This window comes from Parafannyhessea sp. LCP19S3_B1 (assembly GCF_052121955.1).
GTDB lineage: Bacteria > Actinomycetota > Coriobacteriia > Coriobacteriales > Atopobiaceae > Parafannyhessea.
This window is the reverse complement of sequence record NZ_JBQKDH010000002.1, coordinates 1-16,205: the sequence shown is the minus strand read 5'-3', so window position 1 is coordinate 16,205 and position 16,205 is coordinate 1. Positions and strand designations below refer to the sequence as shown.

At 63.3% G+C, this 16,205-nt stretch carries 14 protein-coding genes; 9 read left to right on the top strand and 5 right to left on the bottom strand.

From position 1 onward, the window contains the following. Positions 1 to 169 precede the first annotated feature (169 nt). The 3 genes from ACTQWE_RS00980 to ACTQWE_RS00970 all read left to right on the top strand — a co-directional run bounded on the left by ACTQWE_RS00980 (position 170) and on the right by ACTQWE_RS00970 (position 2,537). Entirely contained in the window at positions 170 to 706 is a 537-nt protein-coding gene (locus tag ACTQWE_RS00980) for a MerR family transcriptional regulator (RefSeq protein WP_170104356.1), read from the top strand. A 42-nt stretch (positions 707 to 748) separates the two neighbouring features. Then, positions 749 to 1,594 (top strand): hypothetical protein, encoded by an 846-nt coding sequence (locus ACTQWE_RS00975; RefSeq protein ID WP_170104355.1) that lies wholly within the window; start codon positions 749 to 751, stop codon positions 1,592 to 1,594. Positions 1,595 to 1,754: 160 nt separating this feature from the next. After that, the gene (locus tag ACTQWE_RS00970; RefSeq protein ID WP_170103263.1) at positions 1,755 to 2,537 is read left to right on the top strand and encodes a DUF4230 domain-containing protein; all 783 of its coding nucleotides are present in this window, start codon (positions 1,755 to 1,757) and stop codon (positions 2,535 to 2,537) included. Between the two features lie 260 nt (positions 2,538 to 2,797). On the opposite strand, the gene ACTQWE_RS00965 is transcribed toward ACTQWE_RS00970, so the two are convergent. Further along, the gene (locus ACTQWE_RS00965; RefSeq protein WP_441921195.1) at positions 2,798 to 4,147 is read right to left on the bottom strand and encodes an aminopeptidase C; all 1,350 of its coding nucleotides are present in this window, start codon (positions 4,145 to 4,147) and stop codon (positions 2,798 to 2,800) included. 272 nt (positions 4,148 to 4,419) lie between these two features. Between ACTQWE_RS00965 and ACTQWE_RS00960 the strand changes: the two genes are divergently transcribed. The 3 genes from ACTQWE_RS00960 (at position 4,420) to ACTQWE_RS00950 (ending at position 6,724) form a co-directional block, all read left to right on the top strand. After that, entirely contained in the window at positions 4,420 to 5,220 is an 801-nt protein-coding gene (locus ACTQWE_RS00960) for an SDR family NAD(P)-dependent oxidoreductase (RefSeq protein WP_441856121.1), read from the top strand. A gap of 1 nt (position 5,221) precedes the next feature. Further along, positions 5,222 to 5,728 (top strand): MarR family winged helix-turn-helix transcriptional regulator, encoded by a 507-nt coding sequence (locus ACTQWE_RS00955; protein ID WP_170103260.1) that lies wholly within the window; start codon positions 5,222 to 5,224, stop codon positions 5,726 to 5,728. A gap of 117 nt (positions 5,729 to 5,845) precedes the next feature. After that, entirely contained in the window at positions 5,846 to 6,724 is an 879-nt protein-coding gene (locus ACTQWE_RS00950) for a CPBP family intramembrane glutamic endopeptidase (protein ID WP_170103259.1), read from the top strand. A gap of 505 nt (positions 6,725 to 7,229) precedes the next feature. On the opposite strand, the gene ACTQWE_RS00945 is transcribed toward ACTQWE_RS00950, so the two are convergent. Next, the gene (locus ACTQWE_RS00945) at positions 7,230 to 8,066 is read right to left on the bottom strand and encodes a helix-turn-helix transcriptional regulator (RefSeq protein WP_206109721.1); all 837 of its coding nucleotides are present in this window, start codon (positions 8,064 to 8,066) and stop codon (positions 7,230 to 7,232) included. Positions 8,067 to 8,297: 231 nt separating this feature from the next. Here ACTQWE_RS00945 and ACTQWE_RS00940 point away from each other — a divergent pair, with 231 nt between their 5' ends. Then, positions 8,298 to 10,049: an ABC transporter ATP-binding protein gene (locus ACTQWE_RS00940; RefSeq protein ID WP_441856123.1), complete on the top strand. Its 1,752-nt coding sequence runs from the start codon at positions 8,298 to 8,300 to the stop codon at positions 10,047 to 10,049. A gap of 117 nt (positions 10,050 to 10,166) precedes the next feature. Here ACTQWE_RS00940 and aspS read toward each other — a convergent pair whose 3' ends face one another. Continuing rightward, the gene (gene aspS / locus ACTQWE_RS00935; RefSeq protein ID WP_170103256.1) at positions 10,167 to 11,933 is read right to left on the bottom strand and encodes an aspartate--tRNA ligase; all 1,767 of its coding nucleotides are present in this window, start codon (positions 11,931 to 11,933) and stop codon (positions 10,167 to 10,169) included. Positions 11,934 to 12,412: 479 nt separating this feature from the next. On the opposite strand from aspS, the gene ACTQWE_RS00930 reads away from it, so the two are divergent. Then, complete coding sequence (locus tag ACTQWE_RS00930; RefSeq protein WP_441856125.1) at positions 12,413 to 13,063, top strand: HAD family hydrolase; 651 nt, start codon at positions 12,413 to 12,415, stop codon at positions 13,061 to 13,063. A gap of 189 nt (positions 13,064 to 13,252) precedes the next feature. Further along, positions 13,253 to 13,561 (top strand): CDP-alcohol phosphatidyltransferase, encoded by a 309-nt coding sequence (locus ACTQWE_RS00925; RefSeq protein WP_170103254.1) that lies wholly within the window; start codon positions 13,253 to 13,255, stop codon positions 13,559 to 13,561. A 153-nt stretch (positions 13,562 to 13,714) separates the two neighbouring features. Here the strand turns inward: ACTQWE_RS00925 and ACTQWE_RS00920 are convergent, their stop codons facing one another. Beyond that, positions 13,715 to 15,337, bottom strand: a complete 1,623-nt coding sequence (locus ACTQWE_RS00920) for a 4Fe-4S dicluster domain-containing protein (protein ID WP_170103253.1) — start codon at positions 15,335 to 15,337, stop codon at positions 13,715 to 13,717. Positions 15,338 to 15,424: 87 nt separating this feature from the next. Beyond that, positions 15,425 to 16,205 (bottom strand): RluA family pseudouridine synthase (locus tag ACTQWE_RS00915; RefSeq protein WP_441921194.1); only part of this gene is annotated, 781 nt, incomplete at its 5' end.

Below are 16,205 nucleotides of genomic sequence, written 5' to 3'. Positions count from 1 at the left end.
CCACCTCGCGAAAAAAACACGCCCCCTCATAGGAGAAGCGCGTTCGGTCGCTTCTAAGAGCGAGGAGGCTGGCATGAGCCACGCACAGGGCCCCAAGGGCAGATTCGATTCAAATGGGCATTGCTGTTCAACCCTTGAACAGATTTATTGGTCTCAGGGGGAAAGCAGCATGAAGTCAAGGCGCCAACGCAAGAAGCTGGGTCAGGCCGGCTGGAAGATCTCTGAGGTCGAGAGGCTGACGGGGCTGAGCCGCAGGGACATTCAGCGCGTCTGCTACCAGGGCGAAGGCGGCATTGGGCTTCTGTCGCCAAAGGAGACGAAGTGGGGATACCGCGTGTACTCGGCGCAGGACCTGAAGGTGCTGTACGCGGTGTCCCTGCTGAGGGAGCGCGGCAAGACCCTCCCCCAGGTGAAGAGGGAGTTCGAGAGGGTGCACTCGGACGTCGACGCGATTCTGGACGAGCAGGTCGAGCTCCTGCGCGAGGAGATCGAGAAGAGCGTGAGCAGGTACCACAAGGCGCTCGCGCTTGGCCACGCGAAGGACCGCCGCGCACTGGAGCGGCTGTTCAGGCACATCGTCGCGTTCGAGCTGACGTTTGCGGAGGACGCCGGGACGGACTCCGCGCTGGACCTCCCCGAGATGGAGCTGCTGGTGGAGCTGATGTACGGACCCGGCAGCTACGAGGGCATACGCGGACTTCTGTAGCAGGTCCGTTTCGACGCGGGAAGACGAGCGAAAGGAAAGCGAATGCTTAGGACGAAACTGACGGCGGCGGTTGCGACCGGAGCCGTCCTCGTGGCGCTGTGCGCCTGCGGCAATGCGCCAGCCGGAAGCCAGGGCAAGGCCACGGCGAGCGCGCCGGCACAGCAGACGAAGACCGTGCAGATAAAGAAGTCGCCGGACAAGTACACCCACTACGTTAAGAACTACGTGGGCATGAACGCCGCCAACGTTGGCTACATGGCGATGGACGGCAGAAGGCACGATGAGTACGGAAACGGCGTTCACCCCGTAATCGTCTTCGTGACCCCGGATGGCACCCACATAGACTCCAGCGACTCCGAGTCCAAGCTGCTGAGAAAGTATAGGGTGTCGAACCAAAACGTCGCGCCAAACACCAAGATCAAGTCCACCTTCGACAAAGACGAAGACGGCACGGAGTATGACAACCTGACCACATGGAACAGCATCGACGAGATCGTGCTTGCCGTGGACGAGGTTGGCAAGAGCGGTAATTCGACCGACATGACCAAGATCAAGGCGTCGCCCAACAACACCACGGCATACATCCGAGACTACGTGGGTCGAAACCTCGCCGATTGCGGATACGTGTCGCTGACCGGAAAGTTTGTCGACGGCTACGTGGGCGGAAGCTACGTTCAGCTAGACGTCAACGCGAGCGATGGCTCTTACGTGGACGTGTCCGACAGCAAATCCCTCAGCCAGTACAGGGTGACTGCCCAGAGCGTGGAGCCCAACACCGAGCTCACGTTCGAGCACGAGAAGGACGAAGACGGCACGGAGTACTCGAACCTGGCGATCAACCAGTCGATCAGCTCCATCACGCTTTCCGTCGAGAAGATCTCTAAGTAGCGACTGACGCAACCCCGCTATCCGCGTGCGGAGCCGGCTTGCACCATAGACCGGCTCCGCACGCACTAACTGAAAAGTCCTTGACCCCCCCCCCCCGACCTCTCAACTAGGGTGAGAAAACATGGCGACGGGTCACGCATACCACTTGGAAGGAAGAGAAATGGAACAGGACACCGAGGACCTCCCCGTTGATGAAAGTCCCGGGGAGCACTACGTTGAACAGCATTCCGAAGCCCGCTCGACCCTCAAGGCGAAGCGTATGAGGTTTCGTAACATCGTTAATACGATACGCAGCAACAAGGTTCTCTTTCTCGTTGTTGCCATCGTGCTGGTTGTTTTGGGCGCCAACGTGGGCTACAGAATCGGCGCAGCGATAAATACGAGCAAGTCGCAGGAAAGCAGCCGCGAAGCGAGGAACGAGAGAGTCTTTACCGTCGACGCGGTCTTCGAGCAGATCCGTGCCCAGAACACGCTCGTATGCGCAAGTCAGCAGTACGATCTCTACCAGAAGGTCGAGACCTCTAACCGCGACCTTCTCGATAAGTTCAACCTCCCCTTTACCAGGAACAGGTACTACCTGCGCTACGTTGGCACCATACAGGCAGGCGTCGACCTGAAGACCGCCACGATCGTCCGAAAGGACGTCGACAAGAGCGGTAAGCCGCAGAGCGTCGTCGTGGAGCTCGATGCCCCCAAGATCATCTCGAACACGCCTGACATGGATAAAACCGATATTTATGACGAGGAGAACAACATATTCAATCCCATAGACCCAAAGAGCGTGGTCGAACTCGAGAAGACGTGCAAAGAGGAAAGCGACAAAAACGCCGTGAAAGGCGGACTGATCGACCAGGCAAAAGTGTTTGCTCAGCAGAATATTCAGACGATGCTGAGAGGCACTTTTGGATCAAAGGTCAAGGTAAAGATCAACTGGAGATCATAGAAAGATGTGAGAAACATGAGCAAGTTAATTGGATTGATTGCTGCCGTCGCAGGAATAATCATCGCCGCACTTACTGTTATTACCTACGTAACCAGCTGCACCGCGGCTTGGCTTCACTAAACGCTGCCAGCGCAGGCAACTGACGTGGCAGGCACGCTGCCAGCCATTACAACAAGATCGCCAGCCTCAGAGCTTTCTGGGGCTGGCGATCATCTTCTATCGCGCCTGTTACAGGCGCCAACAGCAACGCAACGGCATGCCTACGCGAGAGAGCCCATCGGGTCCCACGGGGCGAGCACCGTGGGCTCCTCGGTATCGTAGGTGTGACGCTCCTCCTCCGTCAGGTACTTCTTGTCGACGACCACCTGGTAGACGTACTCGTCAAACCATGCGTCGGACAGCGTGTCGAAGCCGTCGCGACCATGGTCCTTGCCCCAGGAGTTCTCCACCTTCCAGAGCGTGGGCTCGCCCTTCTCGTCCAGGCGGACGCCCTCCAGCACCATGGCGTGGGTCATGAGGCTCTCGCCGTAGTCCAGGCGCTCGGCCTTGTCCATGCAGCCCTCCACGGGAAATCCGAAGAGCGCGTCCACGTCGAGCGCCGCCGTGTCCATGATGCCCTCGTCTTGCAGATAGCTTTGCGCGACGTCGCAGCCAAACCACACGGGCAGGTCGTCCTTAAGCTGCGCGATGGCCACGCGCTTGAGCTCCGCGGGCGGCAGGTTGAGGTAGCGCACGCCGTGGTCCTCCCACACGTTGCCCAGGCGGCTGACCGTGTACGTGTGGCCAAAGGGCTTGTCCGCCGTGGGCGCGCTGATGAGCGAGACGTACGCGTCGACGTCCATGTCCACGGCGGTCTTGAAGAACTCCTGCGGCGTGAACGTGCCGGAAAGCGCGAGCTTCTGGTCCTTGTCACGAAGGCGCACGGAGAAGGACGCGGGCGGCTCGCCCAGGCACACTGCCAGTAGGCGATAGACCTCTTCCATCATCTGTTTCTTCATGGCAAGCAGGTCGTCCGTACCCACGCCGGCCTCGTGGCTCTGGCGCAGGCGCTTGGCTGCTCCGCGCAGGTAGCGCGTGAGGTAGCGGTCGAGCTCGCGGGTGTTCCTGGAGCAGGCGGTCTCGGGCATGGCCTCCTTCGGCACCACGCCGTACTTCTTCACGAGGCTGCGGAACATGTCCCACTGGCCGCCGTCGCCGATGGGGTCCGCAAGCAGGAAGGACACGAGGCGGCCGTCGAGGGGCTCGTCCAGGGTGTCGAGGATGTTCTGCAGGAACCAGTTGCTCTTCTCGAGCTTGTCCCAGAACAGCGGGTAAGCCTGAGAGAGCTCGAAGGTCTTGAGGTTGTACTTCTTGATCACGCGGTAGCGCATGGTGTTGAGGCTCGCGAACATCCAGCAGCGGCCGGAGCGCTCCTGGTCGCAGCGGTCGCCCTGCGTGACCTCGAGGTCGAAGCCCAGCGCGTTTGCGGCGACGCCCTCGGGGCGTCGCGCGGCGGCGCGGATGCCACTTGCGGTCACGGCGTTCTTCGCAACCTCGTTCACGCGCTCGGACGCGAAGCCCTCGCGCGACGCGGCGAGGTCCTCGGGGGTGATGCCGCTCATCTCGTCCATGTTTCCTCCCGGATTCTTGGTCGTTCGTTCAGGATGTGACGACTCGAAGCATAGCACGCGAGCGCAGCCGCCTTGTGGCGCGGACAGCCACTCGGGCGCATGCAACACGGGAAATCGCAAGCTCGGGACAGGGCTGGAGCCCACGTTATGTAGCTTTTCTTGCCTGGTTTAGTCATACGTATATTACTTTAGGGCGTGGGTATCTTGCCATCAGCAGCGGACGGCGTGCGGCACCACGCCGCCGCCGGAACACCTTTACAGAAGGAGGCAGCATGGACAGGCTCAAGGGCAAGGTCGCGGTGGTCACGGGCTCTACCAGCGGCATCGGAATCGGCATCGCGCGGGAGTTCGCGGCGGAGGGCGCGCACGTCGTGGTGTGCGGCAGGCGCGAGGCGCGCGGCCAGGAGGTGGTGGAGCAGATCGTGGCCGAAGGCGGCAGCGCGAGCTTCCACCGCATGGACCTGACGGACCTCTCCACGGTGGACGCGCTCTTTGCGGACACGGCGCGCGACCACGGCCGCATCGACATCCTGGTCAACAATGCCGCGGGCGTGGGGCTGAAGGACGGTCGCGTGGACGAGATTTCGCTCGAGGACTGGGACGCGATGTTCGCCTCTGGCGTGCGTGGTACGTTCTATGCGATAAAGGCAGTGCTTCCATACATGATCGAGGCCGGCGGCGGCTCGATCGTGAACATCGGCTCCATGGCGTCGATATCTGGCGACCTGGGGTCGACCGCGTATGCGTGCAGCAAGGCCGGCGTGGACATGCTCACGTCGTCCGTCGCGCTGCAGTACGGCAAGCAGGACATCCGCTGCAACTGCGTGCGCCCGGGCCTCATCGTGACGCCGCAGAACGAGGCACACGTTCCGCAGCAGCTGAAGGACGTCTTCCTGAGCAACATCGAGGTCAACCGCTACGGCAGCCCCGCGGACATCGCACATGCCTGCACGTACTTCGCCTCCGACGAGAGCGCCTACGTCACGGGCCAGGTCATCAACGTGGACGGCGGCCTCAACTCGCACGCGCCCACCGTGGCGCAGTTCCGCTCCGCCGGCTCCAGGACCTGGTAGCGTGACGGATCTTACGCAGGAAGCCGCGGGCACGGCCGCGGCCGCCACAACGGGGGCAAAGCCCTCGGGCGAGAAGAGCGCGGGCAACTCGACCCTGGCCCCCGCCTACCGCATGCGCGTCGTGTTCGAGCGCAAGGTGGTGGCGCCGTACCGCGACACGTACCGCGGGGAGCTTGGCCAGGCGCAGGTGGAGCTGCTGGAGCTGCTGTACCAGCACGGGCCTCTGCGTCAGCGCGAGGCGGCGGAAGAGCTCCGCACCTCGAAGCAGCACGTGTCGAAGATGGTCGGCCGACTGCAGCAGATGGGCTACGTACGCCAGGGCGCGGATAACGCCGATGCGCGCAGTCACGTCATCGCCCTCAGCGACGCGGGCCGCGCCTACGTGGGCCGACACATTGAGGAAGGGTCAAAGCGGGCACGCGAGCTCTTCTCGCACCTAAGCGCTGCGGAGCGCACGGAGCTTGACCAGGCCATGCTCACAGTCGCACGCCTGCTGGAGAAGGCGTAGGCCACCACGTCGGGCAATGCCCAACTGTCAGACGGAGCCATATAATGTCGGAGCAAGACTCGCCCCTTGGCGTCTCTTGTTCCGACTATTCGTATTGGCGAAAGGTACGTCTGGATCATGGCAGAGTCCGATCGTTTGGACAACAAGACACTCTCCTCCCACCGTCCCACCGAATTGAAGAGGTACACAATCACCTTCCTTAAAGTCGCGGCGTTCTTCATGGGGTGGGCTCTAACCACGGCGATAACCATTCCGACAAAGAACCCTGCAGTCTGGCGCTTTTTTGCCGAGCTGACCCCCATGCTGTCAATGGTTCTGCTCACGGTGGTGTTCGTCCTCATCGAGAAGCGAAAGGTCGCCGTTCCGATAAGGGAGCATGCCGGTAAGGGAGTCCTGGTTGGACTCATCGTCGGGTCCGTCTGGATTGGCCTAGCGGCGGCAGTTCTTCTCGCGACCCATCAGCTGACGATTGTCGGAGCAAACATGATCCAGATGCCATGGCTCTGGATGCTTTCCGCCTTCGTCAACGTCGTAATGCAGGAGCTTCTTGCGCGCGGGTACATCTATCAGCTGCTGAAGACCAATTGCAACTTGCCTGTTGCAGTCGTTGTCTCGACCGCGTTGTTCACGCTGATGCACGGCGGGGCGTTCGAGGCGGGATTGCTGCCGGTGGCGAACGTCGTCTCCATGTGCCTCTTCACCACCGCTCTGTACGAGGCGGAGGGAACGCTGCTGGCGCCGATCATGGCACACGCGATATGGAATATAGTCGGCGGCGTGATTCTTGGCGGAGTGAGCCTGGCAGACGACTACCCCAGCCTCTTCAACATGACGCCATCCGCAAATACACTTCTCTCCGGCGGCTCCTGCAAGATCGAGGGAAGCGTTGTCGTATTGGTTCTCAACGTTGCGCTGACGTTGGCCTTTGCAATCGCCGCAAGAAGGTCTAAGGACAGGCGTCGGGTCGCACAAGCCGAAACTGGACGGGCGCGCTAGAAGTCCTGTCTTCCGCCCGCAGGCCGTCCCATACGTTCTGAGCCCTCGCCCTTGTACCAGCCCACAGGGGACGACTTAATCAACCTTCCCTGGAACATCCCGTGGAAGCAGATTGTTGTTGATGCTGGAAGTAGCGGTCAGATTTACGATTCCCCGGCTCCGCCCCATCACTTACCGATTGTGGTCAGTTTCACTTATCGATTGTGGTCAGTTTCACTTATCGATTGTGGTCTTATCCACTTACTGATTATGGTTTAGGTTACTTGCCGATTATGGTTCCATAGCCCACTGTTGCCTTGGAGTGAACCTCTTGCCCCTTCGACAAATTCGAGCTTTTCGCACACGCTATCTGCTGCCACGACAGCACGATTCACCATGTATCGTAAGCACCCATCTTCCCTTGAAGAGACAAACATCGGAATGCACTCGTTGGTCGACTTGCAAACTCGACCGTTCCTCCCCGCACGTCGGACCCGTCACGAATCCTTCCCCGCGAAACGCCACATCAGAGTCCCTCACGCCTGGCCCGCACCTGTGCGGGTGACTCGCCAAATCGCTCTCGGAACAGCCTATGGAAGTTGCTGGTACCCGCATACCCCACCATGGAGGCAATTGTCGCCACGGAAAGCTCCGTATCCCTGAGAAGCTGGCGGGCACGAAGCATGCGCTGCTCGCGAACGAGCTGGGAGAAGGTCTGCCCACACTGCTCGTGCAGCAATCCCGAGAGGTAGGTGGGATTGTACGAGAATCGCTCGGCAAGTCCGTGGAGCGTCACGCTCTCGGGGTGCGCGGCTATCTCCGTAAGAAGCAATGCCACAAGCTCGTCGGGACCTCGCCTGCCCGGCCCGTCGTGAATCGCAGGACTTGCCAGCGCAATAAAAGACGAGGCCAAGCCGTCTATGACAAGCTCCCACTCGCCCCTGCGCTCCGCATAGGCAACCACCATGAGCGAGAAAATGTCCTGCAGCATTTCCGGATCGACCTGGCCTGCCTCGGTAACCTCCCCCGTATCCGGCTGGTCTTGGCACAGGTTGTCTGCCAGCACATGGAAGAAGCTCGACGAGGATGGTGCCATTGCCATGAGCACGCGGTCCAACCGTCGTCTGCCCAGGAAGGCGTAGACCATAATGTCGTCTGGCTTGGGACTGTGGCCGATAAGCAGGCGCATCGGATGCTCGGCATCGTAGGCCGTCATGAGAACGTGACACGGCGTCAAGCTGGGAAGCGTTGGCCTATCTCGCATCCGATACGCCACAAGGATCGTACCCGACCCCGCCCCTGGGCGCTTCGACGGCTCGGCAACCAGGACGTCGAGTGCACGCTTAAGCCTCTCTTCGTTCACGAGCCCTCCCATGATGGCGCGCCACGTGGCGATACCGATAATCACTGGCAGCCACATGGTACGCCAATTTCTCTGGTATGTGGCGTCGTGCTTTTGGATGTCAGGACATAGCAACGTTCCGGCATTCGACAAGTTTTAGCTTGGATATCGATGGGTTGCATGAACATCTGTCGAATGACATCTGCAGGCAGCGTACGACATATTCTCAGGAGCCAAAATCGGAGGGCACATATGGAAGCGCAGGGCACGACCGCATCACAGGGCGAGAAGGACCTCGCACGGGGGCTGTGGGCAAGCATGTTTCGAGGGAAATGGCTGCTTTTCTCAACAAACGCGGCTTTGCACCTCGCGCAGGCCGTTCTCACGCTCGCCTTTGCATATGTCCTCAAGCAGGCGTTCGATGCCGTTGCCGCAAGGTCCCTCGTCCTTCTCGTCCGGACGGGGAAGGTGGTCTCATTGCTGCTGGCAGCGGAGCTCGCGATCGAGTTGGCACTGCGCGTGACGCTGCCGGCGTTTCTTCGTCGCGCGACGAGCGACTACCGGCGTGCCGTCTTCGACCGACTGCTACGAAAGGACATCGGCTCCTTTGACGGCGGTGGATCGAGCCGGTACGAATCCGTGCTCACAAACGACGTGAACACCATTGAGGTGACTTACCTCGAGAAGATCTTCACGATGGTCACCGAGGTTGTGTCACTGGTGGGCTCCGTCGCCATGCTTCTGGCGCAAAGCGTGCCCCTTGGCGTCGTGGCTATCACATCTGCGCTGGTACCGCTTGTGATTGGCCTTGCTTCCGGTAGAAGACTCGCCCAGCGACAGCGCATGGTCTCCGACGCGACGGGGCACTTCATGAGCACGGCGCACGACCTTGTCCGCGGCTTTCCCCTCATAAAGAGCTTCCGCGCAGAGTATGCGGCATACAGTCGCTTCGAGGCGGCAAACGCCGCGCTTGAAGCCGACAAGCGCCTCCGCCGACGCACGGAGCTGGGCATTCGCGCGCTTGCCGTGACGGCACAGGGCGTCTCTCAACTTTCCGTCATGTTCTTTGGTGCGTGGCTGGCGCTCGCCCTCCCGGGCAGCAGGATGACGGTTGGCGGCATCCTCATGGCCACGCAGCTCATGAACAGCGTTGCCCAACCCATACAAGACCTGCCGTCCATTTTTGCCGCACGCCGGGCGTCAAGGGGACTGGTGGAAAAGCTCGCCGGAATGCTCAGCGAGAACCGCGAGAGGACGGGCGGCGTCGCACTGCCGGCAAAGCTCGAGCGGGGCATCGCGCTCTCAAACGTGAGCTTTGGATACGAGAAGGACCGCCCCGTGCTTTCGGGCTTGAATGCGGAGTTCGCCGCAGGTGGGTGCTACGCCGTGGTGGGCGCCTCCGGCAGCGGCAAGTCCACGCTCCTCTCGCTGCTTATGGGAGCGCATCCTCAATACGGTGGCCAAATCGACCTCGACGGGTGCGAGCTGCACGACGCAAGCCTAGAGTCGCTGTACGCCACGGTCTCGCTGGTGCGGCAGGACACGTTCCTCTTTGACGCGACGCTCCGCGAGAACGTCACCATGTTCGCCGACGTCGACGACGCCAAACTGGACTCTGCCGTCCGTCGCGCCGGCCTTGGCGAGTTCGTTGCTACGCACGGCATGGACTACCCCTGCGGAGAGGGAGGATCCAATCTTTCTGGCGGTGAGCGACAGCGCGTGTGCATCGCGCGGAGCCTGCTGCACGGGTCGGGGGTCCTTCTCCTCGACGAGGCCACCTCGGCCTTGGACCAGCGGACCGCAGACCAGATCACGCGCTCGGTGGCGGCGCTCGCCGGAACCACGCGCATCATGGTGACGCACCGCCTGGACGCAGGCCTGTTGCGCCTGTTTGACGGCATCGTGGTGCTGCGCGACGGTCGCGTTTGCGAACAGGGAACGTTTGACGAGCTCGTATCCATTCCCGGCGGATACTTCCATGCACTCTACACCGTGAGCGCGTAGCGACAGCCAACGACACGAGCCCGGCAGACGGTACCAACGCCGTCTGCCGGGCTCTTCTCGCATGGTTTTAGCCTGTCGTCGCGGAATCTGCCGTGGCGACCGAACGTGGCGTACGGGCTACAGTAGCCTGAGCGAGACCTCCTTCAGCTGCTTGCCGGAGACCTCCGACGGCGCGGCGCTCATGAGGTCGGAGCCGCTTGCCGTCTTGGGGAACGCCATGACCTCGCGGATGTTGTCCGCACCGGCCAGGAGCATGCACACGCGGTCGAGGCCAAGCGCAAAGCCGCCCATGGGGGGCGCGCCAAACTTGAGCGCCTCCATCAGGAAGCCAAACTGCGCCTGCGCGCGCTCCGGGGTGAAGCCCAGCTTCTCCAGGATCTTCTCCTGCAGCTCGGCGTTGTGGATGCGCATGCCGCCACCGCCGGCCTCGTAGCCGTCCATCACGAAGTCGTAGGTGTGGGAGCCCATGGCCAGCGGGTCGCTGTCGAGCAGGTCGAGCTCGTCCTCGTTGGGCTGGGTGAACGGCTGGTGCTCGGAGTCGAGGCACTTGCGGTCCTCGTCCCAGTGGAACAGCGGGAAGTTGACGACCCACAGGAAGTCGTGGCCCTCGCGCGGCACGTCGAGCGCGTCGGCCATGTGGTTGCGCATGCCGCCGAGGATGGTGTCGGCCTCAAGACGGGCGCCCACGGCAAACATCACGAGGTCGCCGGGCTCCACGTCCATCTCGGCACGCAGGTTGGCCATCTCGTCGTCCGAGAAGAACTTGACGATCGGGCTCGTGACGGAACCGTCCTCGCGGAAGGCGATGTAGGCGAGGCCCTTCGCGCCGAACTCCGCCGCGACCTTCGCGAGCTTGTCGATCTGCGCGCGGGGCCACTTGCCGGCGCCCTTCGCGTTGATGGCCTTGACGTACTGCCCCTCCGTGTTCGCGGCGCCCGAGAAGAGCTTGAACTTGGAGTCGCCGAAGATGGACGTAACGTCGTGCAGGGTCATGCCGAAGCGGGTGTCGGGCTTGTCGATGCCATAGGTGTCCATGGCGTCCCAGTACTCGATGCGGCGCAGCGGCAGCTCCATCTTCACGCCCATGCGGCCAAACGCGTCCGCGAGGGTCTGCTCCAGCGCGCCCATCACGTCGTCCTGGGTCACGAAGCTCATCTCGACGTCCACCTGCGTGAACTCGGGCTGGCGGTCCTTGCGCAGGTCCTCGTCGCGGAAGCACTTCGCCACCTGGTAGTAGCGCTCCACGCCGCCCACCATCAGGAGCTCCTTCAGAAGCTGCGGGGACTGCGGCAGCGCATAGAAGTGGCCGGGCTGCATGCGGCTGGGAACCAGGAAGTCGCGGGCGCCCTCCGGCGTGCTCTTGAAGAGCGACGGGGTCTCGACCTCAAGGAACTCGCGGTTGTGGAACGCCTCGCGAAGCGCGAAGGTGAAGTCGGAGCGCAGCCTGAGGTTGGAGGCCATCTTCGGGCGGCGCAGGTCGAGGTAGCGGTAGCGCAGGCGGACGTCTTCGGCGGTGTCCACGTGGTCCTCGATCTGGAACGCGGGGGTCTTCGAGGTGTTCAGCACCTCGATGTCCGTGACGTAGACCTCTATCTCGCCGGTCGCGAGCTTCTCGTTCGCCTCGCCCTCCGGGCGCGGGCGCACGGTTCCGGTCACCTTGATGGGCCACTCGGAGCGGATGGTCTCGGCGGTGTGGAACGCCTTCTCGTCGCAGACCTCGGGGTCGAACTCAAGCTGGGTCGATCCCTCGCGGTCGCGCAGGTCCACGAAGATGAGCCCGCCGTGGTCACGACGGTGCCAGACCCAGCCGGTCAGGGTGACCTCGGCGCCGATGTCGCTCTTTCGCAGCTCTCCGCAGGTGTGGGTGTGCATGCTAAATGGCATCTTGTTCCTCTCGTCTCTTCCGCCCCGTGCCGTGCCGGACGGACTTGCAGATGACGGCAAGCCGGCGTAGACGGCGCCGGCATGCGCGAGGGTACATGATAGCAGCGTTCGGCGCGGCGCGGCTGCATCTACGCAAAGCTCCCCCGCATCGAAACGAATCCGACACGCACCTGACCCCAAGCCGGGACGACGCGCAAGCCGCGACGGTACGTCCTTCTCGCCCATGGCGCGGCGAGCCGCCGGGCGAGAAGGACGGGGCCTCTGCACAGACGCCTGTTTCAGAGCGGTTTCCTCGTTATGCAGAAGTTTTCTTAATGCTGTAAGCGTTTTGTCTTATGGGCGATCCATCATACATCCGACAGATTCCTCTGGTAACGTTTCCGCGACGGTCGGAAACCTTGGGCGCTTACCGAGCACCCATGCATCAGCCACCCCAATGCGCCGCCCCGGCGCCCCGACCGCTCAGAATCGAGGCAACCATGACCTATAAGGCAGCCATCTTCGACCTGGACGGGACCCTCCTCAACACCATCGAGGATCTTCACGCCTCCGTAAACTACGCCCTCCGCACCAACGGCTTCCCGGAGGTCACCATAGCGGAGACCACCGCGAACGTGGGCAACGGCGTGCGGCAGCTCGTGCACCGCTCGCTCCCCACGGGCACCCCCGAGGACGTGGGCGAGCAGGTGCTCGCAACGTTCAAGGCGCACTACTCCCGCAACTTCTGCCAGAAGACCGCGCCGTACGAGGGCGTGACGCAGATGCTGCACGCGGTTTCCGCGGCGGGCATGTACCGCGCCGTAGTCTCGAACAAGCCGGACGCCGCCGTGCAGAAGCTCGTGGCGGAGTTCTTCCCCGGCATGTTCAACGCGGTCGCGGGAGAGCGCGACGGCGTCAGGCGCAAGCCCGCACCCGACACGGTGAACGAGGTCATGTCCGCGCTAGGCGTGACGCCGGACGAGTGCGTGTACGTGGGTGACTCCGAGGTGGACGTCGAGACCGCGGCAAACGCGAAGACCGCGTGCGTCTGCGTGTCCTGGGGCTACCGCAGCGCCGCCGCGCTCAAGGCCGCCGGCGCCAAGGTCATCGTGGACTCCACGGAGGAGCTTGCCGACACGCTGCTTGGCTAGCGCCCCGCCACGGTTTGTCCCCTTATACCCCCTCGCCATTCCAAGTTTTCACCACGTTGCCCATCCTTACGCCTGCGTAGGGATGGGCAACGCTTGCCTAACGGTTTGTGACGCGCGGCCAAACGGCGGGGGCGTCGCGGTAAGATGCTTGCATCCAAAGGTCAGTTCCTTTTAGAGAAAGGACGCGATATGGGTAAGAAAGCAGCCGAGGCACTCGAGATAAATTACGACGAGCTTGCCGACTACCTGCACAAGAACCACTCCGTGTACATGAAGGTCGGCAATGACGTCTACTATCTCACGGACGTCAACTACGAGGCCTGGCGCGCCCAGGACACCAGCATCCGCAACTCCAAGAACCACTTCGTCGACTGCAGCGACCTCGTCCCCACGGTGGACGAGTTCCTGGCGCTCCCGTTCGTGAACGGGCACACCATCAAGGACGTCTTCCCCTCCGCAACGTTCTACGCGTCCACGCCAGGCGTGAAGCAGCCGTAGTGGCGGCGCGCGCCAGAGCGGCGCACCAGGCACAGACTCGAACACGGCAAAGCCGCGGGGCGAGAAGAGCATGCTCTTCTCGCCCCGTCCTTGTGCCACGCGCATGCGGGCCGGGCGCATCGGCGCGTCCGGCCCGCCCGCATGTAGGAGCTCCTACTCCGCCGTGCCCTTCGTGGCCTCCATGGACTCGCTCACCTCGAGGTCCTCGTCCTGCTTCGTGAAGCCCTTCTCCAGTACGGGGATGAGCATGCGGTACGAGTTCTCCGTCGCGTTCACGTGCGGCGAGCGCTTTGCGTAGCGCTTCACCGCCGCCGCGGACCTGTTGATGGCCACGAGCGTGCCGGCACCGGCCACGCAGCCGCCCGGGCAGGCCATGCCCTCGATCAGGTAGCCGGGGTACTTGCCCTTGACGGCGTCCTTCATCATCTTGCGGCAGTCGTCCAGGCCCTCCGCGTTCACCACGTTCACCTCGCGGTCCGGGTAGCGGCGGTGGATGGCGTTCACCACGGCCGTCGCGACGCCACCCGCCACGGCGAAGTTGCGGCCATCGGTCGACGCAACGTCGAAGTCGCTCTTGTTGTCGTCCTCGAGGGCCAGGTAGTCGATGCCCTTTGCGTCCATCATGCCCGCCATCTCCTCGAACGTGAGCACGAAGTCAACCTCGCTCCTCACGCTCTTGCGCATGGCCTCGAGCTTCTTCGCGGAGCACGGCCCCACGAACACGATCTTCGCGTTGGGGTGCTGCATGCGGATCATGCGCGCCGTCAGCGTCATGGGCGTAAGCGCCATGCTGATGCAGTCCGCGTGCTCCGGGAACTCGCGCTTCGCCATGACCGACCACGCCGGGCAGCACGAGGTTCCCATGAACGGCAGCTTGTCCGGCACCTCGTCCAGGAAGTCGTCCGCCTCCTGGCAGGTGCAGAGGTCCGCGCCCAGGGCGACCTCCTCCACGCCAGAGAACCCCAGCAGCTTGAACGCCTCGCGCAGCTTGCCCACGTTGCCCTTGCCGCCAAACTGGCCCACGAACGCGGGCGCCACGGCGGCGATGACCTCCTCGCCGCGCGCGATGGACCAGATGACCTGCGCGATCTGGCTCTTGTCCGCGATGGCGCCAAACGGGCAGTTGATGAGGCACTGGCCGCAGCTCACGCACTTGTCGTAGTTGATGTCCGCGCGACCGTGCTCGTCAGAGCCGATCGCGTGCATGCCGCACGCGTCCGCGCACGGGCGCACGTGGTGGTGGATCGCGTGGTACGGGCACGTCTTGTAGCACATGCCGCACTTCACGCACGCGTCCTGGTCTATGTAGGCCTTCTTGTCCCTGAAGCTGATGGCCTTCTTCGGGCAGATCTCGCGGCACGGGTGCGCCAGGCAGCCCTGGCACGCGTTCGTCACCTCGTACACGTTGTCCTTGCACGCGTTGCACGCAAACTTGATCACGTTGATGAGCGGCGGCTCGTAGAACACCTCGTCGCTGTTGGCTGCCTTCTCGAACCCCTCGCTCACGCGCTCCGGCTTGTCCATGCTAGAGAGCGGAAGCCCCATCGCGAGCCTGATGCGCTCGCTGATGATGGCGCGCTCCAAGAAGACGCTCTCCCTGTACGTCGCGACGTCGCCCGGCAGGATCTTGTACGGAAGCTCGTCGAACTCCTTGTCGAGCTCGTCCGTTGACTCACCCTGCGCGTCGAGCTTGTAGCAGATCTTTGCGACCTCGCGAAACACGCTCCGCCTGATCTCGGTCAGGTTCGTGTACACGCCTCGCATGGTATCTGCCATGGTGTCCCCTCTCGTCCGTGCCCTAAGCCGCCGCGGGCCGCACGCCGCGCCCCGCGCGAGGGCCACCGCGGCCCACGCACCCATTATCTAGCAACGCGCCCCCGCGTCATAGTCCAAAGACGAGAAGAACTTCCCAAAGCGGGCGGGCCACCCCGCCTCAAGGCGCAGCGCCTCGCCGGTCGCGGGGTGCGCAAGCTCCTCGCACACCGCGTGGAGCATGAGGCCGCCGGCCGGGCCCGCCGCGCGGCCGTACAGCGCGTCTCCCACGATGGGATGTCCCGCGTGCGCAAGGTGCACGCGGATCTGGTGGCGCCGCCCAGTGCCCAGCTCAAGCAGCAGAAGCGACCTCCCGCCGCGGCGCGCGAGCACCGTCACGAGCGTGAGCGCCGGCTTGCCGCGCGGGCTCACGCGCATGCGCCGCGCGTCGTGCCTGTCGCGCCCGAGCGGGGCGTCCAGCCGGCGCACCCCCGCGGGGAACGACCCCTCCACCACGGCGAGGTAGCGCTTGCGCATGTCGTGCGACGCCACCAGCGCGTCGAGCGCCGGCTGGAACTCCGGCGCCAGCGAGAAGAGCACGACGCCGGTGGTGTCCACGTCCAGCCTCTGCACGGCCTGCGGCACGGCGGGAACCCCCTCGCGCGCCAGCAGCGCGGCCACGTCGTCCGTCAGCGTGCGCGCGCCCGTGCCGTCGGCGTGCACCAGGATGCCGGCCGGCTTGTCCACCGCCATCAGGAACGGGTCGCGATACAGGACGCGAGGCCCCCTTCCCCCGCGCCCGCCCGCGGCGCGGCCGGCACGCGCATGCCGCGCGTCCGCCGGCGCCGGCACCAACGCAAGCGTCACCACGTCGCCCGGCGCAAGCGTGTCC

What these genes read in the sequence shown, in the direction of transcription:
- ACTQWE_RS00940 (WP_441856123.1), top strand. Translation starts at nt 8,298, where the DNA reads ATGGAAGCGCAGGGCACGACCGCATCACAGGGCGAGAAGGACCTCGCA.
- ACTQWE_RS00980 (WP_170104356.1), top strand. Translation starts at nt 170, where the DNA reads ATGAAGTCAAGGCGCCAACGCAAGAAGCTGGGTCAGGCCGGCTGGAAG.
- ACTQWE_RS00920 (WP_170103253.1), bottom strand. Translation starts at nt 15,337, where the DNA reads ATGGCAGATACCATGCGAGGCGTGTACACGAACCTGACCGAGATCAGG.
- ACTQWE_RS00965 (WP_441921195.1), bottom strand. Translation starts at nt 4,147, where the DNA reads ATGGACGAGATGAGCGGCATCACCCCCGAGGACCTCGCCGCGTCGCGC.
- ACTQWE_RS00975 (WP_170104355.1), top strand. Translation starts at nt 749, where the DNA reads ATGCTTAGGACGAAACTGACGGCGGCGGTTGCGACCGGAGCCGTCCTC.
- ACTQWE_RS00960 (WP_441856121.1), top strand. Translation starts at nt 4,420, where the DNA reads ATGGACAGGCTCAAGGGCAAGGTCGCGGTGGTCACGGGCTCTACCAGC.
- ACTQWE_RS00950 (WP_170103259.1), top strand. Translation starts at nt 5,846, where the DNA reads ATGGCAGAGTCCGATCGTTTGGACAACAAGACACTCTCCTCCCACCGT.
- ACTQWE_RS00930 (WP_441856125.1), top strand. Translation starts at nt 12,413, where the DNA reads ATGACCTATAAGGCAGCCATCTTCGACCTGGACGGGACCCTCCTCAAC.
- ACTQWE_RS00925 (WP_170103254.1), top strand. Translation starts at nt 13,253, where the DNA reads ATGGGTAAGAAAGCAGCCGAGGCACTCGAGATAAATTACGACGAGCTT.
- aspS (WP_170103256.1), bottom strand. Translation starts at nt 11,933, where the DNA reads ATGCCATTTAGCATGCACACCCACACCTGCGGAGAGCTGCGAAAGAGC.
- ACTQWE_RS00970 (WP_170103263.1), top strand. Translation starts at nt 1,755, where the DNA reads ATGGAACAGGACACCGAGGACCTCCCCGTTGATGAAAGTCCCGGGGAG.